The sequence below is a fragment of the Enterobacter sp. E1 genome (genome assembly GCF_016809815.1).
GTDB lineage: Bacteria > Pseudomonadota > Gammaproteobacteria > Enterobacterales > Enterobacteriaceae > Enterobacter > Enterobacter adelaidei.
The window spans coordinates 707,652-729,414 of record NZ_JAFBJM010000001.1; the positions used below are offsets into that span (position 1 = coordinate 707,652).

18 protein-coding genes are annotated in these 21,763 nt (G+C 53.3%); 9 read left to right on the forward strand and 9 right to left on the reverse strand.

Translation table 11 applies throughout. The annotated features are described in order from the left end of the window. Window positions 1–83: 83 nt before the first annotated feature. Entirely contained in the window at window positions 84–1,340 is a 1,257-nt protein-coding gene (locus tag JGF26_RS03520; RefSeq protein ID WP_049005400.1) for a DUF1479 domain-containing protein, read from the forward strand. Here the strand turns inward: JGF26_RS03520 and JGF26_RS03525 are convergent. Then, entirely contained in the window at window positions 1,337–2,410 is a 1,074-nt protein-coding gene (locus tag JGF26_RS03525; protein WP_032667016.1) for a LacI family DNA-binding transcriptional regulator, read from the reverse strand. The genes JGF26_RS03520 and JGF26_RS03525 overlap by 4 nt on opposite strands. Before the next feature lie 288 nt (window positions 2,411–2,698). Here JGF26_RS03525 and JGF26_RS03530 point away from each other — a divergent pair, with 288 nt between their 5' ends. Together JGF26_RS03530 and JGF26_RS03535 are read left to right on the forward strand one after the other, a co-directional pair. Further along, complete coding sequence (locus JGF26_RS03530; protein ID WP_028019351.1) at window positions 2,699–4,000, forward strand: MFS transporter; 1,302 nt, start codon at window positions 2,699–2,701, stop codon at window positions 3,998–4,000. A gap of 17 nt (window positions 4,001–4,017) precedes the next feature. Continuing rightward, window positions 4,018–6,381 carry a glycoside hydrolase family 31 protein gene (locus tag JGF26_RS03535; RefSeq protein WP_134707347.1) on the forward strand — a complete coding sequence of 788 codons (2,364 nt, stop codon included), beginning with the start codon at window positions 4,018–4,020 and terminating at the stop codon, window positions 6,379–6,381. An 82-nt stretch (window positions 6,382–6,463) separates the two neighbouring features. On the opposite strand, the gene JGF26_RS03540 is transcribed toward JGF26_RS03535, so the two are convergent. Further along, complete coding sequence (locus tag JGF26_RS03540) at window positions 6,464–8,059, reverse strand: ABC-F family ATPase (RefSeq protein WP_028021392.1); 1,596 nt, start codon at window positions 8,057–8,059, stop codon at window positions 6,464–6,466. A 222-nt stretch (window positions 8,060–8,281) separates the two neighbouring features. Here JGF26_RS03540 and ldtB point away from each other — a divergent pair, with 222 nt between their 5' ends. Further along, window positions 8,282–9,202 (forward strand): L,D-transpeptidase, encoded by a 921-nt coding sequence (ldtB, locus tag JGF26_RS03545; protein WP_028019354.1) that lies wholly within the window; start codon window positions 8,282–8,284, stop codon window positions 9,200–9,202. A gap of 243 nt (window positions 9,203–9,445) precedes the next feature. Continuing rightward, on the forward strand, window positions 9,446–10,255 hold the full coding sequence (locus JGF26_RS03550) for a glycosyltransferase (RefSeq protein WP_028019355.1): 810 nt from the start codon (window positions 9,446–9,448) through the stop codon (window positions 10,253–10,255). Between the two features lie 8 nt (window positions 10,256–10,263). On the opposite strand, the gene JGF26_RS03555 is transcribed toward JGF26_RS03550, so the two are convergent. The 6 genes from JGF26_RS03555 to mntR form a co-directional block, all read right to left on the reverse strand. Continuing rightward, window positions 10,264–10,980 carry a GntR family transcriptional regulator gene (locus JGF26_RS03555; RefSeq protein ID WP_028019356.1) on the reverse strand — a complete coding sequence of 239 codons (717 nt, stop codon included), beginning with the start codon at window positions 10,978–10,980 and terminating at the stop codon, window positions 10,264–10,266. Between the two features lie 15 nt (window positions 10,981–10,995). Beyond that, window positions 10,996–12,318, reverse strand: coding sequence for a PTS transporter subunit EIIC (locus tag JGF26_RS03560; protein ID WP_028019357.1), 1,323 nt, complete (start codon window positions 12,316–12,318; stop codon window positions 10,996–10,998). A 51-nt stretch (window positions 12,319–12,369) separates the two neighbouring features. Next, entirely contained in the window at window positions 12,370–13,746 is a 1,377-nt protein-coding gene (locus JGF26_RS03565) for a glycoside hydrolase family 1 protein (protein WP_128347861.1), read from the reverse strand. Window positions 13,747–13,892: 146 nt separating this feature from the next. After that, entirely contained in the window at window positions 13,893–14,933 is a 1,041-nt protein-coding gene (locus tag JGF26_RS03570) for an aldo/keto reductase (protein ID WP_128347860.1), read from the reverse strand. 101 nt (window positions 14,934–15,034) lie between these two features. Beyond that, entirely contained in the window at window positions 15,035–16,135 is a 1,101-nt protein-coding gene (locus JGF26_RS03575; RefSeq protein ID WP_134707346.1) for an anion transporter, read from the reverse strand. Continuing rightward, the gene (mntR, locus tag JGF26_RS03580) at window positions 16,132–16,605 is read right to left on the reverse strand and encodes a manganese-binding transcriptional regulator MntR (RefSeq protein ID WP_028019361.1); all 474 of its coding nucleotides are present in this window, start codon (window positions 16,603–16,605) and stop codon (window positions 16,132–16,134) included. Before mntR ends, JGF26_RS03575 begins: the two co-directional genes overlap by 4 nt. A gap of 183 nt (window positions 16,606–16,788) precedes the next feature. Between mntR and mntS the strand changes: the two genes are divergently transcribed. Next, complete coding sequence (mntS, locus tag JGF26_RS03585) at window positions 16,789–16,917, forward strand: manganase accumulation protein MntS (protein WP_032667017.1); 129 nt, start codon at window positions 16,789–16,791, stop codon at window positions 16,915–16,917. 283 nt (window positions 16,918–17,200) lie between these two features. After that, a complete protein-coding gene (locus tag JGF26_RS03590; protein WP_028019362.1) occupies window positions 17,201–18,784 on the forward strand; it encodes a phosphoethanolamine transferase in 1,584 nt (527 codons plus the stop codon). Between the two features lie 106 nt (window positions 18,785–18,890). On the opposite strand, the gene ompX is transcribed toward JGF26_RS03590, so the two are convergent. Continuing rightward, window positions 18,891–19,409 (reverse strand): outer membrane protein OmpX, encoded by a 519-nt coding sequence (gene ompX / locus JGF26_RS03595; RefSeq protein WP_028019363.1) that lies wholly within the window; start codon window positions 19,407–19,409, stop codon window positions 18,891–18,893. A gap of 354 nt (window positions 19,410–19,763) precedes the next feature. Here ompX and rhtA point away from each other — a divergent pair, with 354 nt between their 5' ends. Next, the gene (gene rhtA / locus JGF26_RS03600; protein WP_128347857.1) at window positions 19,764–20,651 is read left to right on the forward strand and encodes a threonine/homoserine exporter RhtA; all 888 of its coding nucleotides are present in this window, start codon (window positions 19,764–19,766) and stop codon (window positions 20,649–20,651) included. 299 nt (window positions 20,652–20,950) lie between these two features. Then, on the forward strand, window positions 20,951–21,454 hold the full coding sequence (gene dps / locus JGF26_RS03605; protein WP_010428924.1) for a DNA starvation/stationary phase protection protein Dps: 504 nt from the start codon (window positions 20,951–20,953) through the stop codon (window positions 21,452–21,454). Window positions 21,455–21,763: the final 309 nt, after the last annotated feature.

A 21,763-nucleotide genomic window follows, 5' to 3' on the forward strand; every position in this document is an offset into this window, starting at 1 on the left:
TTTTAAACTTGCATTAACTTATTTTTAACTTAAAGTATCACTTGTAGATATTTTTACTTTCGAATGAAAGATGCGAGGCGGTTATGACGTTTACCAGTGAAATTTTGCCAGCAGATCACAAAGCAGCAATTCGCCAGATGAAGCGTGAATTACGCGCCCAGATTGGCGACGTTCAGGCAGTATTCAACAAGCTCAGCGATAAAATCGCCACCCGCGTGGCGGAAATCAACGCGCTGAAGAACAAAGGCGAAACCGTCTGGCCGGTGATCCCATTTGCCGATGTAAAAAACGGCACGATTGGTGCGGAACAGCGTGAAGCCGTTAAACGTCGTGGCTGTGCGGTCATCAAGAATCACTTCCCGCGCGAGCAGGCGCTGGCATGGGATCAGTCGATGCTCGACTACCTCGATTTGAACAAGTTTGACGAGGTATATAAAGGACCAGGCGATAACTTCTTCGGCACCTTGACGGCCTCTCGCCCGGAAATTTACCCGATCTACTGGTCGCAGGCACAAATGCAGGCGCGTCAGAGCGAAGAGATGGCGCAGGTGCAGTCGTTCCTGAACCGTTTATGGACATTCGAGAGCAACGGCAAACAGTGGTTCGACCCGGACGTGAGTGTGATTTACCCGGACCGCATCCGCCGCCGCCCGCCGGGAACCACCTCGAAAGGGCTGGGCGCGCATACCGACTCCGGCGCGCTGGAGCGCTGGCTGCTTCCGGCCTATCAGCAGGTCTTTGCCCGAGTCTTCGACGGCAACGTCGATAAATACGATCCGTGGAACGCCGCGCACCGTACCGAAGTGGAAGAGTACACAGTCGATAACACCACCAAATGTTCGGTGTTCCGTACCTTCCAGGGCTGGACGGCGCTGTCGGACATGATTCCGGGTCAGGGGTTGCTGCACGTGGTGCCGATCCCGGAAGCGATGGCTTATATTCTGCTGCGTCCGCTGCTGGATGACGTGCCGGAAGATGAACTGTGCGGCGTGGCTCCGGGGCGCGTGCTGCCGGTTTCAGAGAAGTGGCACCCGCTGCTGATCGAGGCGCTGACCAGCATCCCGGCACTCGAAGCGGGCGATTCCGTATGGTGGCACTGTGATGTTATTCACTCCGTCGCACCGGTGGAAAACCAGCAGGGCTGGGGCAACGTGATGTACATTCCTGCCGCACCGATGTGCGAGAAAAACCTCGCCTATGCGAAGAAGGTCAAGGAAGCGCTGGAAACCGGCGCGTCACCGGGCGATTTCCCGCGTGAAGATTATGAAAAAAGCTGGCAGGACCGCTTTACCGTGAACGATCTCAACATCCACGGCAAGCGTGCGCTGGGCATGGTCTAACTGTCGTATAGCCCTTCCCGCTCAACGGCGGTGCGTCGTTTCCCCTGACGTATCCGCCGTACCGATTCCCGCACGGTCAGCGTGCCGTTGAGCAGCAATGTTCCTACAGGCGCGTCCGGTCGCATCAGCCGCTGCTGAAGCATATGTACCGCTTCCGTTCCCAGTTCATCACGCGGAACATGCACGGCCGTCAGAGGCACATCCTGAATCGCCGCCAGATTAAACCCGTCGATACTCATCACCGACACGTCCTGCGGCACGCGCAAGCCGTGGTTTTGCAGCGCGCTGATGGTGCCCGCCGCCATAAAGTCGCCGCCCACCAAAAACGCGGTAGGTAAATCCTTCCCCTGCATGTCGTCGAGCCAGCTGCTGACCAGCTGTTCCGTTTCGCGGGCGCTGAAGCTGGGCACCACCAGCAGGTCATGTTTATCGCTGAACTTCAGGTTATGGGACAGCCACGCATCGCGGATCCCTGACAGGCGCTGCTCCATGGTGTAGCGTCGCAGACACAGCACGTTCATCACCTCACGGTGTCCCATCTCGAACAGATATTCCGCCGCCCGCTCGCCAATGGCGCGATGATCCGGCGCGACGGCAGGCAGGCGCATATGGCGGTCACGACAGTTAATCAGCATGCAGGGTTTACCCACATCCACCGCCAGATCGTGGATATGCGGATCGTCAATGCCGAGCAGAATGGCTGCCTGGGTATCCGGTTCGTTCATGCGTGCCAGAAAAAGTTGCGCGTCGCTGTCGTTCTCTTCCAGCGCGCAGTAGCGTAACCGCACTTCATGGGATGCCAGCCCTTTACCTACACTCTGGATCACACGGTAGTAAAAGATGTCGGACCGCTCGTCAAACGCCCTCTGGGGGGCAAAAACCACCAGGCTGTTAAGCAGCAGACGCCCTGCCGCCATGCCGTCCATTACCCCCAGCTCGCGCGCGCACGCCAGCACCTTTGTACGCGCTTTTTCGCTGGTATTCGCTTTTCCCGCCAGCACACGCGATACGGTGCTGATTGAGAGCTGCGTTCGGGCGGCGATTTCGGTGATTTTTAGCCTTTTGTCCATTTTGTGATCTGGCTCCATTTGCGAAATGAAAAAATTTTCATAGCGTATCTATCAGGCAGTAACTGACATAAAAGCCATCATGCCAGAGGGTTCAGGTCAGTTATGAGAAATTTTGCACAAAATCCACTATTGCCCACTCATTTTCTCCCTTAAGGTGAACTTGTCACACAACTTCCATACTAGTTGTATACCAATTAAGGCAATATAACCGGATAGAAATCAAAGCCATAAAAAACTGTGTGACACCTGAACCTCCGTCCCCTTACCGTCCGTCTTGTGGAGAGTAAAATGAGTCAGGACATCAATAACACTGTTGCGGCAAGCAAAACCCGTCGCGTCATCAAGAACCTGCGCTGGTACGTGCTGGTGCTGTTCTTACTTGGCGTCACCGTTAACTACATCACCCGAAACTCATTAGGGATCCTCGCCCCGGAACTGAAAGAGAGCCTCGGGATCACCACCGAGCAATACTCCTGGATCGTGGGAGCATTCCAGATCGCCTACACCATTTTCCAGCCTCTGTGCGGCTGGTTGATTGACGTCATCGGCCTGAAGATTGGCTTTATGGTCTGCGCCGGGATCTGGGCGCTGATGTGTATTTTCCATGCAGGTGCCGGAAGCTGGCTGCACCTGGCTATTCTGCGCTTCTTTATGGGTGCCTCTGAAGCCGCCGCTACCCCGGCGAACGCCAAAACCATCGGTGAATGGTTCCCGAAATCAGAGCGACCTGTTGCCGCCGGCTGGGCGGGTGTGGGCTTCTCCATCGGCGCGATGCTGGCCCCGCCTATTATCTACTTCGCGCACGCGTCGTTTGGCTGGCAGGGCGCGTTTATGTTCACCGGCGTGCTGGCGCTGCTGTGGGTGATCCTCTGGTGGGCGTTCTACCATAACCCGGAGCAGCACCCGAACCTCAGTAAGGACGAGCTGGCGTTTATCAAGCAGGATAACGAACCGCCTGCGGTGAAACTGCCCTTCCTGACCGCGCTGAAAACCGTCTCGAAGAACAAACGTTTCTACGGCATCGCCATTCCGGCCTTTATGGCGGAACCCGCCTGGGCGGTACTGAGCTTCTGGGTGCCGCTGTACCTCGCCAAAGAGCACGGCATGGATCTGAAGCAGATTGCGATGTTTGCCTGGCTACCGTTCCTCGCCGCGGATCTCGGTAGCGTGGCGAGCGGCTACCTGACGCGTCTGTATACCCGACTGTTCGGCTGCTCCCGCGTTAACTCGGTGGTCGCAAGCTCCGTGACGGGCGCGTTCCTGATGATCTCTCTGGGCATCGTGGCCATTACCCGCGACCCGTATATCACCATCGTGCTGATCTCCATCGGCGGCTTCGGGCACCAGATTATCTCCTGCATGCTCAGCGCCCTGGTCGTTGAGTCGTTCGACAAAGGCCAGATGGCGACCGTCAACGGCATGCGCGGCTCGGCGGCGTGGATCGCCAGCTTCCTGTTCTCGCTGTTAATCGGTGTAACCGCCGACAAAATCGGCTTTAACCCGCTCTTTATTGCCATGGGCTTCTTTGACCTGATTGGCGCTGTCTTCCTGGTAGCATTTATTGCTGAACGTCGCGCCAAGCGCGCCTGATAGTGGATGTAGTGATTATGAAAACCCTGAAAAACTGGACCATTGATACGCAGTCGGCAAACCATCTGGAACTGCTGGTCGATAACCAGCACCGCTTGTGCCTGTATGTGCTGGAAGAGAATCTGTTCCGTGTACTGATCAAACGCAAAGGCGAACTGGCGCTGGACCGTACCTGGAGCATTGCCCCGGAGCATGACGTGCCGTGGGAAGGTCGCCGTCGCGATGATTTAAGCGGTTTCACTTGTCCTGTCTGGACGCTGACGCAGCAGGATGAGACGTTAACCGTGGCAACCGAACAGCTGCGCGTGACCGTCCACCAGCCGCTGTGGCTCGAATGGCACTACCGTAACGATGCAGGCGAATGGCAACCGCTGGTGAATGACCGTCCGACCAGCGCTTACCTGCTGAACGCCCACGGCGATGGCGTGGCGCACTACCTCAGCCGCCGCAAGGACGAGCGTTTCTACGGCCTGGGCGAAAAAGCGGGCGATCTGCAGCGCAACGGCAAGCGCTACGAGATGCGCAACCTCGACGCAATGGGTTATAACGCAGCAAGCACCGACCCGCTGTACAAGCATATTCCCTTCACTATCGCCCGTCGCGATGACGTGAGTTACGGCCTGTTCTACGACAACCTGAGCAGCTGCTGGCTGGATCTGGGTAACGAAATCGACAACTACCACACCGCCTATCGTCGCTGGCAGGCGGAAGCGGGTGATATTGATTACTACATCTTCACCGGTAAACGCGTTCTGGACGTTACCAAAGCGTTTGTGCGCCTGACCGGGAAAACGCTGTTCGGGCCAAAATGGAGCCTCGGGTACAGCGGCTCGACCATGCACTACACCGACGCGCCGGACGCGCAAAACCAGCTGATGAATTTCATTCGCCTGTGTGAAGAGCACGCCATTCCATGCGACTCGTTCCAGCTCTCGTCGGGCTATACCTCGATCAACGGCAAACGTTACGTCTTTAACTGGAACTACGACAAGGTGCCCCAGCCGAAGGTGATGAGCCAGGCATTCCACGACGCGGGGCTGAAACTTGCCGCGAACATCAAGCCGTGCTTGCTGCAGGATCATCCGCGCTATAACGAAGTGGCAGAAAGCGGCCTGTTCATTCGTGATTCAGAAACCGATGCACCTGAACGTTCCAGCTTCTGGGATGACGAAGGCTCGCACCTCGATTTTACCAACCCGCAGACGGTGCAATGGTGGCAGGAAGGCGTGACCACGCAACTGCTGGAAATGGGCATCGACTCCACCTGGAACGACAATAACGAGTATGAGGTATGGGATGGTGAAGCCCGCTGTTATGGCTTCGGTAAGGAGATCGCCATCAAGCATATTCGCCCGGTGATGCCGCTTTTGATGATGCGCGCCTCGCTGGAAGCGCAGCAGCGTTTCGCGCCGGAAAAACGTCCGTATCTGATCTCCCGCTCCGGCTGCGCCGGGATGCAGCGCTACGTTCAGACCTGGAGCGGCGACAACCGCACCAACTGGGACACCCTGCGCTATAACATCCGCATGGGGCTTGGCATGAGCCTGTCCGGGCTGTTCAACGTCGGTCACGACGTGGGCGGTTTCTCCGGCGACAAGCCGGACGCCGAGCTGTTCGTGCGCTGGGTGCAGAACGGCGTGATGCATCCGCGCTTTACCATTCACTCGTGGAATGACGATCACACGGTGAACGAGCCGTGGATGTACCCTGGCGTCACGCCAGCCATTCGTAGCGCCATTGAGCTGCGCTATCGTCTGCTGCCGTATCTCTACACCCTGCTCTGGCAGGCGCACGCTGACGACGAGCCGATGCTGCGCCCGACGTTCCTCGACCACGAACACGATGCGCAAACCTTCGAAGAGTGCGATGAGTTCCTGCTGGGCCGCGACCTGCTGGTGGCCAGCGTGGTCGAAGCCGGTCAACGCGAGCGCCGTGTCTGGCTGCCGGATAACGACACCGGCTGGTATGATTTTTACACCCACGTGTGGTATGCGGGCGGCCAGTCGATCGTCCTCGACGCACCGCTGGAAAAACTGCCGATGCTGGTGCGCGCCGGTGCCGGTCTGCCGCTCAGCGAACGCATTACCCACGTGTCCGCTGAAAAAGACGATACCCGCGAGCTGAAGCTGTTCCCGGTGAAGGGCGTCGGGACCACCTCGGGCATGCTGTTTGAAGACGATGGTGAAAGCTGGGGCTACCAGAACGGCAATGCACTGTGGGTGGAATGGGAAATGGTGTGCGATGGCGCATCCATCAACCTGAAGGTAAACGCGCGCGGGGATTATCGTCCGGCGTGGAAAGCGCTGAAGGTGTCGCTGCCTGTAGGGGAAAAACGTACGCTGCGGGTGAACGGGGTTGAAGGGGGTGAGTGGGTGCTTTGAGCATTGCCGGGTGGCGGCTTCGCCTTACCCGGCCTACAAACTGACTCGTAGGCCCGGTAAGCGTAGCGCCACCGGGCTTTTTTTAGTTCTCGATACCTTTACTGCGCAGGTAATCTTCGTAGTTACCGGTGAAGTCCACCACGCGTTCTGGCGTAATTTCGATCACGCGGGTCGCCAGCGAGCTGACGAATTCACGGTCGTGAGAGACGAAGATCAGAGTACCCTGGTACATCTCCAGCGCCATGTTCAGCGATTCAATCGATTCCATATCCAGGTGGTTGGTTGGTTCGTCCATCACCAGGATATTTGGCTTTTCCATCATCAGCTTGCCAAACAGCATACGCCCTTTCTCACCACCGGAGAGCACTTTGGCTGGTTTTTTGATGTCGTCCTGGCTGAATAGCAGACGGCCCAGAATACTGCGTACCGCCTGCTCGTCGTCGCCTTCCTGCTTCCACTGGCTCATCCAGTCAAAGACGGTCAGGTCGTTTTCGAACTCGTATTCGTGATCCTGCGCGTAATAACCAATCTGCGCGTTTTCAGACCACTTCACGGTGCCATTGTCCGGCTGCAGTTCGCCGACCAGGGTTTTGAGCATGGTGGATTTACCCACGCCGTTGGCACCGAGGATGGCAATCTTCTCACCCACTTCCAGCAGTAAATTGAAGTTTTTGAACAGCGGACCTTCATCGAAACCTTTAGTAAGGGCTTCCACTTCCAGTGCGTTACGGAAAAGTTTCTTATCCTGCTCGAAACGAATGAACGGGTTCTGACGGCTGGACGCTTTGACTTCTTCCAGCTTGATTTTATCGATCTGGCGCGCACGCGAGGTCGCCTGACGGGATTTAGAGGCGTTAGCGCTAAAGCGGCTGACGAAGGACTGCAGGTCAGCAATTTGCGCTTTCTTCTTGGCGTTATCGGCCAGCAGACGTTCACGCGCCTGGGTTGCAGCCGTCATGTACTCATCGTAGTTGCCCGGATAAACGCGCAGCTCGCCGTAATCCAGATCCGCCATGTGCGTACACACCATATTCAGGAAGTGACGGTCGTGCGAAATGATGATCATGGTGCTGTCGCGATCGTTCAGCGTCTGCTCCAGCCAGCGAATGGTGTCAATGTCCAGGTTGTTTGTCGGTTCATCGAGCAGCAGGATGTCCGGGTTGGAGAACAGGGCCTGCGCCAGCAGCACACGCAGTTTCCAGCCAGGCGCGACTTCGCTCATCGGGCCGTAGTGTTGTTCTACCGGAATGCCAACGCCCAGCAGCAGTTCACCTGCACGTGCTTCCGCAGAATAACCGTCCATCTCACCGTATTGCGTTTCCAGTTCGGCCACTTTATAGCCGTCTTCTTCGCTCATCTCGGCCAGCGCGTAAATACGGTCGCGCTCTTGTTTTACTTCCCACAGCTCCGCGTGTCCCATGATCACCGTGTCGAGCACGGTGAATTCTTCGAAGGCGAACTGATCCTGACGCAGCTTACCGATACGCTCGTTGGGATCGAGCGATACGTTGCCGAGCGTCGGCTCCAGGTCACCGCCGAGGATCTTCATAAAGGTGGATTTACCGCTACCGTTGGCACCAATCAGGCCGTAACGGTTGCCGCCGCCAAATTTGACGGAAATGTTTTCGAACAGCGGCTTACTGCCAAACTGCATAGTGACGTTGCTGGTAACTAACACGGAGAGATTCCTGCGAAAAGTGTGATAAACACGGCATTATGCCACAATTCCGAATTGAGATCCCGCGTTGCCGCAATCCACTAAACTTTAACAAAATCGAAAAAAGTGTGATTTCGTACACATCTGAATTCCCTGTTAGCGGGAATGCACATATAATGCGCTCCCATCACAGATTCAGACTTATCAACTCATCGCCAGAATGGCTTAGATACCTCGCACAACATGAACATGAAATTAACAACGCTTTTTGCGGCGGCGTTAGCCGTAGTAGGTTTTTGTAAGACCGCGTCTGCGGTGACGTATCCCCTGCCAACAGACGGTAGCCGTCTGGTAGGCCAGAACCAGGTGGTGACGGTACCAGAAGGTAACTCTCAGCCACTGGAGTATTTCGCTGCACAGTACCAGCTGGGCCTGTCTAACATGCTGGAAGCGAACCCGGGCGTTGACCCGTATCTGCCGAAAGCGGGTACCGTGCTGAATATTCCACAGCAGCTGATCCTGCCGGATACCGTTCACGAAGGTATCGTCATTAACAGCGCGGAAATGCGTCTGTATTACTACCCGAAAGGCACCAACACCGTTATTGTGCTGCCAATCGGTATCGGCCAGTTGGGCAAAGACACGCCAATGAACTGGACCACCAAAGTTGAGCGTAAGAAAGCAGGCCCAACCTGGACGCCGACGGCCAAAATGCACGCGGAATACATCGCTGCGGGCGAACCGCTGCCAGCCGTTGTACCGGCAGGCCCGGATAACCCGATGGGTCTGTACGCGCTGTACATTGGCCGTCTATATGCGATCCACGGTACCAACGCTAACTTCGGTATTGGCCTGCGCGTTAGCCACGGTTGTGTGCGCCTGCGTAACGAAGACATCAAATTCCTGTTCGAAAACGTACCTGTCGGCACGCGCGTGCAGTTCATCAACGAACCGGTGAAAGCCACGTCTGAGCCTGATGGCAGCCGTTATATTGAAGTGCACAACCCGCTGTCCACCAGCGAAGATCAGATCAACAATAACGAAATCGTACCGGTTACGCTGAACAGCGCAGTGCAGTCAGTAACCTCTCAACCGGACGTAGAGACGACGATTGTTGACCAGGCTGTGCAGAACCGCTCCGGTATGCCGGTGCGTTTGAACTAATCAACCTGCTCCACATAAGTCTCTTAAAAAGACCCCGAGTTATCGGGGTCTTTTTGCTTTCCGAAACCGAACACTCTCATCATGTCTTAATAGCAATTTTGCCATAAGTCCCATTCTTGCCATTTTCTGCTAACCCGGCGGGGTTACATCCGCCCCTCTAAATGTTATGATGCGCGTACTTGTAAAATCAGTTTAATCTGTATTTATCAGGTTTTTTTTATTTCCTGGAGCCCGCTCAGTTTGATGATCAGTATTAACTTAACAACGACAAAATCGCGTCTTTATCTCTGTTCGCAAACAGTGTGGTCACTGGCGAACCAGAGTAAAAAGGTCGATCAAATTGTTGTGTGGGTCTCCAGTACACCTTATCTCAGTGACGAAGGCATCACTGAAGAGCCTGAATGGGCGCAGAAAATTCGCCAGACGGGCACCAATCTGGTCTTTAAATGGGTTAAAAATACCGGACCATATCGGAAATTGTTTCCGGCGCTACAAGCAGCAACGGAAGACGATATTCTGATTTATGCTGACGATGACGCTATCTACAACGAAATTTGGGCGGAAACATTGCTGGATGATTTTTACCGCCACAATCAGGAATTTGTGGTGGCTGCGCGTGTGCGAGAAACGGTAAAAAAGAAGAAAGATCTTCTTGATACCTATCGTAATTTCCCGCTTATCACGGTCCCAAAAGTCGTTGAACAGAACTATATCATCACAGGTCTCGGGGGCGTTGTACTCAAGAAGAGAATGATCCCGGAATATTTCCATTATAACGAGGACTTCATTAAGGTTTGTCCTCGAGCGGATGATATTTGGATCAGCAAACTGATTCAGCTAACCAAAACACCTGTCTATGTTTCTGCGCAAAGCATTCGTTTTGTTCATGAGATAATCCATGACTACGGATTATCACGTGACAATACCAGCAAAATAAAACGTTCCTGGCTTCAAAAAGTCCGTTTTACATTTAAGCCAGGTCAAATCCAGCATCTGTGCCAGAACGATCTTTATATACAAGACACCGACAGCTATTTCGAATCGTGCGCCTGACAGAGTAGCTAGCCGTTATTGACGATCACAATCCCGCCGTGATCGTAACGATAGTGACAGTGGGCATACTCCAGTGGTGTGCCATCTTCCAGATAAATAACCTGCTCCACTTCCAGTACGGGATCGGTCTGCTCGCAGACAAGATGTTGTCTGTCCAGCGTATTGGGTTTTAACGCCCGTACAATCCGGTACGACCCCATAATTTTCAGCCCCAGCGTCTCCTGGACGTACTGAAATACCGAGCCTTCAAGATGGCTTTTCGTCAGTCCGGGGACCAGGTTCATTGGCATCACAGTTGAATCCAGCGACATGGGTTCACCGTTGAGCAAACGTAAACGAATAAAGTCATAGACAGGCGCATCGGCGTTAATCATCAGCGATGCCTGCTCTTTCTCGTTCGGGAAACGCAGCTCAAAGTGAACAACCTGGCTGGTCACCGTTCCCAAATGTTCCCACGTTTTAGTCGCCCCAAAGTAATCACTGCCGGAGAGATCCCACTGTGAAAGCTGGAGGAAATTTTTGCGGATGAATGTCCCCTGCCCCTGGCGGGTATAAACCAGTCCTTCCACAATCAGCTGCCGCATTGCCTGCTGGATGGTCATCCGGCTGGAGTTGAACTCCGCCGCCAGCGCAAACTGATCCGGCAGCGGTTCATTGGCGGCATACTGCTGACTGATAATGCGTTTCTTAATTTCCCGCGCTATGGTGATGTACTTCGCCGCCATCGTCCTTCCTTTCTGCTAGTTTTCTATCCCGCTGTTTTTCAACGCCACTCTCTCGGCAATTTTGAGGAAAGGCAGGTAGAAGAATACACCAAAAACAATGATTGCCAACTGCACCACCACCGCTCGCCAGTCTCCTGCTGTCGCCAGCCAGGCACTCAGGATGGGTGGCGTTGTCCAGGGAATCATCACTACACAACGCGACATTAATCCCAGCGTGGTACAGAGCCAGGCAAAGTAGATGCCAATGGCAGGCAAAAGTACAAAGGGGATCATCAACGGCAGGTTAAACACTATCGGCAAGCCAAAAATGACCGGCTCGTTGATGTTAAACAGGCCTGGCGCCAGCGACAGGCGCGCCACCTGTTTCGCCGATTTTTGCCGCGAGAAGATAAAAATAGCTATCAACAGGGAAATGGTGCTGCCCGTGCCACCCACCATGCCAAACGTCGGCACGAAGATGTTATTGATGATGTGTGGGATTGGCTGACCGTTAGCAAAGGCCAGCATGTTCTCATTGGTGTTGATCAGCAGGAACGGCTCCAGCACCACGCTATTGACCACCGACTGATGAATACCGAGCGTAAACAGGAAATTACCAAAACTGTAAATAAAGATCGTGCCCGGCAGACTGGTGTTGATGAGTCGAAGTGGCTGCTGAATAAAGGTCGTGATCAGGTGGATCAAATCCGTATGCAGCACGCTTGCCAGCAGAGCCGCCAGTACCGCAAACAGAGAGAGCGTGAGAATAGTTGGGATCAGCGCGGTAAACGATTTACTCACCGCAGGTGGCACATTCTCTCCGAGCGAAATATGCAGTGCTTTCAGGCGCGAAATAGCAATAAACAACTCCGTTGAAAGCAAACCAATCAACACCCCGGCGAAAATCCCGGTGGAGCCGATATTGGCAAACGTCAGCACCTGGGTGACGTTCACCGTGGTATCGCTGCCGACGGGCGTGAGCTGTAAGCGCATCGGCATCATGATGATAAAACTGCTGACGGCGATAACCACTGCCGAGACCGGATTGTCGAAATCTTTGTTGCGCGCCAGCGACCAGGCAATCATTGGAGCCAATAGCAGCGCAGCGATATTCAGCGTGCCGTTGATTATCGCCTCCCCCCACAGCTTACATTGTGCCAGCGTGTCGCCTTCAAAGATCCACGGAAAGACCACGTTATTCACCAGCACCGCCAGACCCGCGAGGATGAAAATTGGCATTACCGTGGCGAAAGCATCGCGCAGGGAACGCAGGTGCACCTGGTTTGCCAGACGCGCCGAGAACTCTACAAATTTATCGACAAAGGACTGCATATGCGGTGTTATTTTTGTTTCAGACATAGCGGATATTTCCCATCAATCAGTCACAAAAACGGCCCGGCAGCGTACAACTTACATCTCGCGTCCGTTGGTATGAATAACCTGTTTTAACCACGCGTAACTTTTCTTGGGCACACGTTTCAGGTCTTTCAGGTCATGGTTTTCACGGTTGACGTAAACCACACCGTAGCGTTTACGCATGTCCCCCTGAGAGCTGAGAATGTCGATGAGGCCCCAGCCGAGATAGCCGATCACCTCCGCCCCGTCCTCGAACATCGCCTCCTTCATGGCCTCGATATGCGCCCGGTGGTAGTCGATACGGTAGGCGTCATCAATCGGGTTCACGCCGTCCCAGGACTCAATCACCCCAATGCCGTTCTCGATCGGGAACACCGGCAGGCGCCAGTCGTTGGCGTAGCGGGTGATGATGGTGCGGAAGCCCAGCGGATCGATCTGCCAGTTCCATTCGGTGGCCTTCAGGTACGGGTTGTTTTTCTCGCCGTGCAGCAGGTAATAGTTCACCGGTGTGCCTTCGGGGATTGCATCACTGTCCAGGGTTTTACTGGCGTAGTAGCTGAACGCCATGAAGTCGTTTTTAGTACGCGCCAGAAGCTGGAGATCGTCGGCACGGTAGATGTCACTAAAGCCTTCCTGCTCCACCACTGCCAACACCGCCGGGCTGTAGCCCTGACCGGCAAACACTCGCAGCAGGTTTTGGTTGAGGAATTCATCGTATTGTTGTGCACAGAATATATCGCGCGGTTTGCAGGTGGCCGGGTAGATCAGCTGATGCGCCAGCATGCCGCCCATCAATTTCCCCGGTTTGGTCTGGTGCAGATACTCAGTCAACGCCATGTGCGCCACCATTGTATGGTGCTGTAGCTCGTACAGCTCGCGCAGGGTTTTCTCCCCTTTCATGTAGCCGGATATCCGGAAGGCTTCCGGCATATGGAAGATATTCTGCTCGTTGAAGGTCAGCCAGTACTTCACGCGATCGCCGAAGCAGTCGATCATCTTTTTGCCATAGCGAATAAAGGCATCCATCACATGGCGATCGTTAAAACCGTTGTACTCCTGCGCCAGCGCCAGCGGCATATCGAAGTGGTAGAGACAAATCATCGGCTCAATACCACGAGCAATCAGATCGTCAATAAAGCGGTCATAAAAGGCGATACCTTCGTCATTAAAGTCACCATCACCCTGCGGGCAGACGCGGCTCCAGGCGATCTGAAAGCGATAGCAATTCATGCCCAGATCCTGCATCAGATCGAAATCTTCCCGATAACGGTGGTAAGAGTCCGTTGCGACTTTCCAGTCAGAGACGTTTTCTCCGGCCTCACGAATGTCATATACCGACATCCCCTTCCCGCCCTCGTTCCATGCGCCTTCCGTCTGCATGCTCGATACCGAGTTACCCCATAAAAAGTTGGCTGGCAGTAATTGATTCATCGTCCCCTCTCTTATGACTAGTCATTTAAAATTTCATGACTAGTCATATAGGCGAAGATGAAAAATCAATCAAAGAGGAGGATCGTTTTTTGTGAGCAATGCAGAAAAAAAAACCGGTGAGCAAACTGTCACCGGGATAAGAGAGGTTATTGTTGCATTAACTGATTGCGGCGATATTCTCCCTGCCGCTCCAGCATCCAGCCAGGATATTCGCGTGGCAACGCGCTTACGGCATCGAGCTGTTTTAGCTCTGGTTCGCTCAGGCTGATCCCGGTCGCGGCAATATTATCGTCCAGTTGCTCAACACGTTTGGCACCAATTATCACGCTGGTCACGGCTTTTTGATGCAGCAGCCACGCCAGCGCGATTTGCGCGACGGAGACGCCCTTGCTTTCGGCGATAGTGCGCATCACGTCCACGCAGTCGAAGGCGCGCTCTTTATTCACCGGCGGGAAGTCGAACTCCAGACGACGGCCACCTGTTTCGCTCTGCCCGTCGCGGCCATATTTTCCGCTCAGCAGGCCGCCAGCCAGCGGGCTCCAGACCATCAGCCCGACCCCTTCGCTCTGCATCATCGGTACCAGCTCACGTTCAAGATCGCGTCCGGCAATGGTGTAATACGCCTGCAGTGACGCGAAACGCGCCAGCCCAAGACGTTCAGACATGCCGAGCGCTTTGGTAATTTGCCACGCCGCCCAGTTCGAGACGCCGATATAACGTACATGACCTTGCTGCACCAGATTATCCAGCGCATAGAGCGTCTCTTCGATGGGTGTTGCAGGGTCGAAACCGTGTAGCTGATAGAGATCGATATGATCGAGCTGGAGGCGGCGCAGGCTCTCTTTTACGCTGCTGATGATGTGATAGCGGGAACTGCCGCGTGAGTTCACCCCTGCCGTGCCCGTTTCACCGAACACTTTGGTGGCAACCACCACGTTCTCGCGCGGTACTTTCAGGTTTTTCAGCGCCTGACCGGTGATCTCCTCTGACCGCCCTTCAGAGTAAACGTCCGCGGTGTCGATAAAGTTGATCCCGGCATCCAGCGCGCGGCCCACAAGCTGCTCGGCGTCGCGTTGCTGCAGTTGACCAATTTTGCCCCACATCCCCCCTTCTCCACCGAAGGTCATGGTGCCGAGGCACAGTTCGGAAACAAACAGACCGGTATTGCCCAGTTTTTGATAACGCATACGACACACCTCTCAATGTTCATCCAATGGCGACCAGAGAGTTATACCTCTCTGGTTCTCATTGCGAATGTGTCGTTTCTGTCTATTTCTTGCCCATTTCTCTAAAGCAGTAAAAAGCCTGCCAGTGCCGCCCAAATCAGCATTGGGATCGACCAGACATGGAAGCGCCACCAGATACGGCGATCGTTAGCCATACGCAAGGCAATCAAATTGGCCAGCGAACCGGGCAGGAGCCCAAATCCGCCGATGTTAACTGCCCAGGCCAGGAGCGTGTCAGGTGGCACATAGTTGAGCAGCAGAATGGTGGCAGGCACATTACTGATAAACTGAGACAGGCCAATCGCCGTCAGCCACAATCCAGGCTGGGAAAGCGTGCTGACACTGTGAAGAACGTTTTGCAGTACCGGAAGCTGGATAAGGAGATGCACATCAATAAACATCGCCATGAAGACCAGCAGCAACGTCCAGTCCACGCTCACCAGAACGCGCCGCGCCAGGACGACAAACCCCGCGGCCACGAGCAGGACGCCCACCAGCTCATATTTCAGCTCCAGCGCGAACAGAAAGACGATATACAGTCCCAGGCAGCTCCAGACCAGACGAGGCTGCCACTGCGGGCCCGTGGTTCCGCTGTGGTATTGCAGTTTTTTATCAGGAAAAGCAAACCAGCAAACCGCCAGTAGCGACAGCATCATCACCAGCGCCAGTGGAGCCATCTGCCAGGTAAAGGCGGCGAACGACAGACCGGAACGTCCCCAGAGAAGGATATTTTGTGGGTTACCAATGGGGGTCAAAAGAGAACCGGCATTCACGGCCAGCGCTTCAAAGATGATCAACCTGCTTACCGGGATCTCACAAAGCTTTCGCAGCGTGAGCGTGAGGGGCACGATGATAAACAGTGCTACGTCGTTGGTCAAAAAGGTCGACAGCACCGCGGCGGAGAAGACCATAAACAGTGACAACTTACGCTCGGTAGCAAAGCGGCGCACCATTTTGCGTCCCAGTACGTCAAAATAGCCGCTCAGCTCAACACCTTTGGTGAGCATCATTAAACCGCTCAGGGTAATGATGGTTCGCCAGTCAATCGCCGCAGGCCAGGCATGTGGTGCAAAAGGGACAAAGAGACTTAACCCTGCGCCAACAATTAATAAGAGATGAAAGAAACGGTCGCGTGCCAGGGCCTGTAATCCAGGAATGTTCATTCAGCGGAGGAACCATATTTAAGAGTAAATTCACGGAACTTAACCAGCGTCTCTTCGCTAACGTGGTGTTCCATTCCTTCCGCATCCCGGCGGGCGATCTCCGGGCTAACGCCCAGCACCAGTAAAAAGTTCTCAACGAGCTGGTGACGCTCGCGGCTCTCCTGCGCAAGCTTCTCCCCCTCCGGCGTCAGAAAAACACCGCGCCAGGGAATCATTTCAATGAGCCCCACAGAAGCCAGTCGCTTTAACATTTTTGCAACGGTAGGTTGCGAAACCCCCAGTCTGGCAGCCATATCAACCTGACGCGCTTCCCCGACCTCACGGATCAGATCGGAAATCAGCTCCACATAATCATCAATCAGTTCACGCCGGTGCGCTTCACGTACCTGGCGGAACCCTTCAACGTGCTCTTCAACATTCACCAGTTGCGTCGTTTTTCTCATCGTTGGCTTACCTGCGCGACGGTTCATTGTACTTCCTCAGTGGGGTGACGCTTCCAGCGCCCGGTATCGAGAGCGCACATTGTAAACCATCACTCTGTAAGCACAAAAAATTAACGAAATAGCCATAGCTATACAATATAGCCTGTGCTATATCTGTATGTAATGCAGTCACCCTTCACGGATCGAAGGGATCTAAAATCAGGAGGTCTTATGAACGAATTCAAGAGGTGTATGACCGTGTTTACTCACTCCCCCTTCAAAGTGCGCTTAATGCTGTTGAACATGCTGTGCGATATGTTTAACAACAAGCCGCAACAGGACGACAAACCTTCTCACTAAGCGGCGTTGCGGTACGCCGCTTCATTTTTCCGTCACAATCCCCCTGTACAATGGCGTTTAGCCGCCTTATTCCCGATCTTTTTTACGGATTTGCAATCCCCTTCGCAAAACATCTGCTTAGCAACTGTTGATATTATTTACTACTCGCACTATCTTCTTGCAGCCCTGCACAATTTGCGGCTCGCTGAAGCGGACCCTCATTCCCTCTCCACGCACTGTCAGGCAGGTTATGACCCTTGACGCCAGGGTGAGCACATGGCGTTTTTATCCATGATAGTGACCTATGAATTTAACCCTGATAGATACCGTTGTTACCCGCAGCCGGGCCTTAAGCCCGTGGACGGGGTTTTACTTTTTGCAGTCATTGCTGATTAACTTTGCGCTTGGCTATCCCTTTAGTCTGCTCTATGCGGTCGCTTTCACCTGCATTTTGCATTTGCTGTGGCGAGCCGCACCGCGCGCGCAAAAAACGGTAATCGGGATCTGTTCCCTGGTCGCTGCGCTCTATTTCCCGTTTGGTCAGGCTTACGGCTCACCAAACTTTAACACCCTGCTGGCGCTGCACTCGACCAACATGGAAGAGTCGACGGAGATCCTGACGATCTTCCCGTGGTACAGCTACGTGGTTGGGCTCTTTATTTTCGCGTTGGGCGTTATCGCCATCCGTCGTCAGTCGGGCGAAAAAAAATCCTGGGGTAAGATCGAAATACTCTGTCTGGTGTTCAGCATTGCCGTGGCGTTTGTTGCCCCCATCCAGAATATTCCCTGGGACGGTAAGCTAAGGCTCATCAATATCGGCTATCCGGTTTTCCGCTTCGTGAAAGACGTCGTTGTAAATAATAAAGAGGTTCTCGACGAGCAGGCCCGCATGGCTGAACTCTCCAATATGAAAGACACCTGGAACGTGCTGGCCGTTAAGCCGAAATATCACACCTATGTGGTGGTGATTGGCGAAAGTGCACGTCGGGATGCCATGGGGGCGTTTGGAGGACACTGGGATAACACGCCGTTTGCCAGTTCGGTTAATGGCACACTGTTTACCGATTATGTCGCGGCCAGCGGTTCAACGCAGAAATCGCTCGGCCTGACGCTCAACCGTGTGGTTGATGGCAAGCCACAATATCAGGATAACTTTGTCACCCTGGCAAACCGCGCGGGTTTTCAGACATGGTGGTTCTCCAATCAGGGGCAAATTGGTGAATACGATACGGCCATTGCCAGTATCGCTAAGCGTGCTGATGAAGTGCAGTTCCTGAAAAGCGGCGACTTTGAAGCCGACAAAAATACGAAAGACGAAGCGCTGCTGAAAATGACGTCGCAGGTCTTTGCCACCCCGCGTACTCAGCCTCAGTTGATTGTCCTGCACCTGATGGGATCGCATCCTCAGGCCTGCGATCGCACTGGAGGGAAGTACGCCGAGTTCGTGCAGTCCAAAGAGACCTCTTGTTATCTCTATACCATGACGCAAACCGACGACTTGCTCAGCAAGCTGTATGAGCAGTTACGCAATACGGGTGACAGTTTCTCGCTGGTCTATTTCTCAGATCACGGGCTGGCGTTTAAAGAACGTGGAAAAGAGGTGCAGTATCTGGCGCACGATGACAAGTTCCAGCAGAACTTCCAGGTACCCTTTATGGTGCTGTCGAGTGACGATAAAACGCATCGCGTCATTAAAGCCCGACGTTCGGCTAATGATTTTCTGCAGTTCTTCTCGCAGTGGACGGGGATCTCTGCTGAGCAGATAAAAACGGGGTACCCCTTTGTCTCAGGTAAGAAGGCCCCCCCAGTTTACGTTACCAACTTCAAGTTACAGAAAGTTGACTACAACCATCTGGGTACGGATATCTTCGATATTAAGAGTAAGTAAGCTGAGCGGTAATGCCCTCATCCTGACTATCTTCCACAAGAAGTGGGAACGAAGATAAAAAAAATCCGCCACATTGGGCGGATTTTTTATTAGCTCACCGGAGTGATTAGAAGCGGTAACCTACGCCCGCGATCCAGGTGCCAACGTCAACGTTGCGGATACGGCTCTGCTCATAAGAGAAGTCCAGAGCAACGTCCTGGATTGGGTTGAACTGCAGGCCTGCGCCATAGGAGAAGCCGTAGTCGCTGTTGCTTGCAGTGCGGTTCGCACCCTGGTTTTCGGTCTGCTGGAATTTACCGTAGCCAACACCTACAACACCGTAGATGCTTGCCCAGTCGTTCAGACGGTAAGCTGGACCAGCAGTGATGCCGTAGTACTGGCTTTTATTGTACGCGCCGTTGTCAGAACGATCTTTCTCGGTGTAGGTGAAAGAACCGATCACGCCCAGTGGGTTGTTGTCCTGCTCGTAGCGGTACTTCAGGTTGAAACCGTTAGCTTTGTTCATCACGCCCTGATAGTCGCTCTGAGCGTAACCACCGGTAACGGTAGAAGTCGCAGCTACAGCGGTACCTGCGGAAACAGCCAGTACAGCGGCCAGTGCTGAAAGACATGCAATTTTTTTCATAACCACCTCAAATGTGCTTCAAGTAAGTCCGTAAGTTTTAAATATATCAAAAAAATTTGCGAAACTCTTTGTGATTCGTGATGTCTAAAGGTTCCTTTCCTGTAACAGAACGTTTCCAGCTTCAGCTATCTCTTTCAAATCACATGTAATTTTCACTACAAAACGCCCATAGTGCGCGCCTGTGCTGTTACATTCATCCAGATTATTCCTAATCTGACAGGCGATAAATCCAACAACGCTTAACCATTTTACGGATTTCACATGGTTTTTTTTCAACGGCGTCTCAACCGTTGCAGCATAATTCCTTTACACTGCAACCTTTACTTCATTTGACATAAGCTGACAGGAGAAAGGATGCCTGGGTTATCCCGCACATCGTCGGTCTGGTTGCCGGTAGCAGTCATACTCATCGCAATGTTGTCCATTCAAAGTGGTGCCTCGCTGGCAAAATCTCTTTTTCCGCTGGTTGGTGCTCCTGGGGTCACTGCCCTGCGCATCGTGTTGGGAACGGCGATACTGGTGGTTATTTTCAAACCCTGGCGTTTACGCTTCAAAAAAGAGCAGCGTTTACCCTTGCTGTTTTATGGGCTTTCCCTGGGAGCGATGAACTACCTGTTCTATCTCTCCATCCAGACGATCCCGCTGGGGATTGCCGTTGCGCTGGAATTTACCGGCCCGCTGGCCGTGGCGCTCTTCTCCTCGCGCCGCCCTGTTGATTTTATCTGGGTCGTATTAGCCGTTCTGGGGCTATGGTTCTTGCTGCCGTTGGGTCAGAATGTTTCTGAGATTGATCTGACAGGTGCGGCGCTGGCCTTAGGCGCCGGTGCCTGCTGGGCTATCTATATACTCACCGGTCAGCGCGCTGGGGAAGAGCATGGCCCGGCGACCGTCGCATTGGGTTCATTGATTGCAGCCATCGTGTTTGTGCCCATCGGTATGGCCCAGGCAACGGAATCTATCTGGCAATGGTCAGTCATGCCGATTGGTCTGGCGGTCGCTATTCTCTCGACCGCTCTCCCCTATTCTCTGGAAATGATCGCCCTTACGCGCCTGCCGACGCGTATTTTCGGCACCCTGATGAGTATGGAGCCTGCGCTTGCCGCAATCTCCGGGATGGTGTTTCTTGGCGAAACCCTGACATTGACCCAGACGCTGGCGCTCTGCTCGATTATAGCGGCCTCAATGGGTTCGACGCTGACCATGCGTTCTGAACCTAAAGTTGAAAAGGTCGATATCAACTAAGGCCATATATTCTGCATGGCTTCCGCGCCATGCAGAATAAAGCTCAACTCGCCAGGATTTATAATTTCATTCACAGTTTGTCATATTATCGAAATATCTTTCCACACTCTTACACCCCAGTAAAAATTAAGATCAATCTGTATTGAATAGAAGATTTCTATTTAATTTCAATACATTAAATACTCAACCTTCTTCTTGCTATTAAACTGATAGGTATAGCCAAACCGCAGACAAAAAAACCGGTGCTATACTTAGTTCCGTAATTACCTGGGACATAAACATCAAGAGGATATGAGATTATGAGTACCGCTAAACTGGTGAAAACGAAAGCGTCTAATCTGCTTTATACCCGTAACGATGTATCGGATAGCGACAAAAAAGCGACCATTGAGTTGTTGAATCGCCAGGTGATCCAGTTCATCGATCTTTCGCTGATCACCAAACAGGCCCACTGGAATATGCGCGGTGCAAACTTTATTGCCGTTCATGAAATGCTGGATGGCTTCCGCACAGCACTGGTTACCCACCTTGACACGATGGCGGAACGTGCGGTTCAGCTAGGCGGCGTGGCGCTGGGCACCACGCAGGTGATCAACAGTAAAACCCCGCTGAAAAGTTATCCGCTGGATATCCATACCGTTCAGGATCACCTGAAAGAGCTGGCAGACCGCTACGCGATAGTCGCAAACGATGTACGTAAAGCGATTGGCGAAGCGAAAGACGAAGATACCGCGGACATTTTCACCGCCGCGTCGCGTGATTTGGATCAGTTCCTGTGGTTCATCGAATCTAACATCGAGTAATTCATACGAATTTTCTATCCAACCCTCGCCCTTCAGTGAGGGTTTTGCACATCTATGGTGCACGTTTTTTGCCTGAGTTCGTGCAAAAGTGAAGAAATTGTAATAATCACCTCACACAACCGTTAACGGAAGATTGTTTTTTCGTCAGAATTTACGCTAAATATCTCCCCGTCAGTTGAGCCAAACGAGACGCACCAAAACGGTGCTTCACTTTGGTGCAATAAGCCATCATTGCCCCATTTATTGTGCAATGCATGACATCATCCCCTTTGCAAAACAATAGCTTGTAAAGTTGGCACGATTTTTTCA

Bases quoted from the DNA above. Each gene is read 5' to 3' on its own strand.
- mntS (WP_032667017.1), top strand. From the start codon at position 16,789: ATGAACGAATTCAAGAGGTGTATGACCGTGTTTACTCACTCCCCCTTC.
- mntR (WP_028019361.1), bottom strand. From the start codon at position 16,605: ATGAACCGTCGCGCAGGTAAGCCAACGATGAGAAAAACGACGCAACTG.
- JGF26_RS03530 (WP_028019351.1), top strand. From the start codon at position 2,699: ATGAGTCAGGACATCAATAACACTGTTGCGGCAAGCAAAACCCGTCGC.
- dps (WP_010428924.1), top strand. From the start codon at position 20,951: ATGAGTACCGCTAAACTGGTGAAAACGAAAGCGTCTAATCTGCTTTAT.
- JGF26_RS03565 (WP_128347861.1), bottom strand. From the start codon at position 13,746: ATGAATCAATTACTGCCAGCCAACTTTTTATGGGGTAACTCGGTATCG.
- ldtB (WP_028019354.1), top strand. From the start codon at position 8,282: ATGAACATGAAATTAACAACGCTTTTTGCGGCGGCGTTAGCCGTAGTA.
- ompX (WP_028019363.1), bottom strand. From the start codon at position 19,409: ATGAAAAAAATTGCATGTCTTTCAGCACTGGCCGCTGTACTGGCTGTT.
- JGF26_RS03520 (WP_049005400.1), top strand. From the start codon at position 84: ATGACGTTTACCAGTGAAATTTTGCCAGCAGATCACAAAGCAGCAATT.
- JGF26_RS03590 (WP_028019362.1), top strand. From the start codon at position 17,201: ATGAATTTAACCCTGATAGATACCGTTGTTACCCGCAGCCGGGCCTTA.
- JGF26_RS03560 (WP_028019357.1), bottom strand. From the start codon at position 12,318: ATGTCTGAAACAAAAATAACACCGCATATGCAGTCCTTTGTCGATAAA.
- JGF26_RS03555 (WP_028019356.1), bottom strand. From the start codon at position 10,980: ATGGCGGCGAAGTACATCACCATAGCGCGGGAAATTAAGAAACGCATT.
- JGF26_RS03550 (WP_028019355.1), top strand. From the start codon at position 9,446: ATGATCAGTATTAACTTAACAACGACAAAATCGCGTCTTTATCTCTGT.
- rhtA (WP_128347857.1), top strand. From the start codon at position 19,764: ATGCCTGGGTTATCCCGCACATCGTCGGTCTGGTTGCCGGTAGCAGTC.
- JGF26_RS03535 (WP_134707347.1), top strand. From the start codon at position 4,018: ATGAAAACCCTGAAAAACTGGACCATTGATACGCAGTCGGCAAACCAT.
- JGF26_RS03570 (WP_128347860.1), bottom strand. From the start codon at position 14,933: ATGCGTTATCAAAAACTGGGCAATACCGGTCTGTTTGTTTCCGAACTG.
- JGF26_RS03525 (WP_032667016.1), bottom strand. From the start codon at position 2,410: ATGGACAAAAGGCTAAAAATCACCGAAATCGCCGCCCGAACGCAGCTC.
- JGF26_RS03575 (WP_134707346.1), bottom strand. From the start codon at position 16,135: ATGAACATTCCTGGATTACAGGCCCTGGCACGCGACCGTTTCTTTCAT.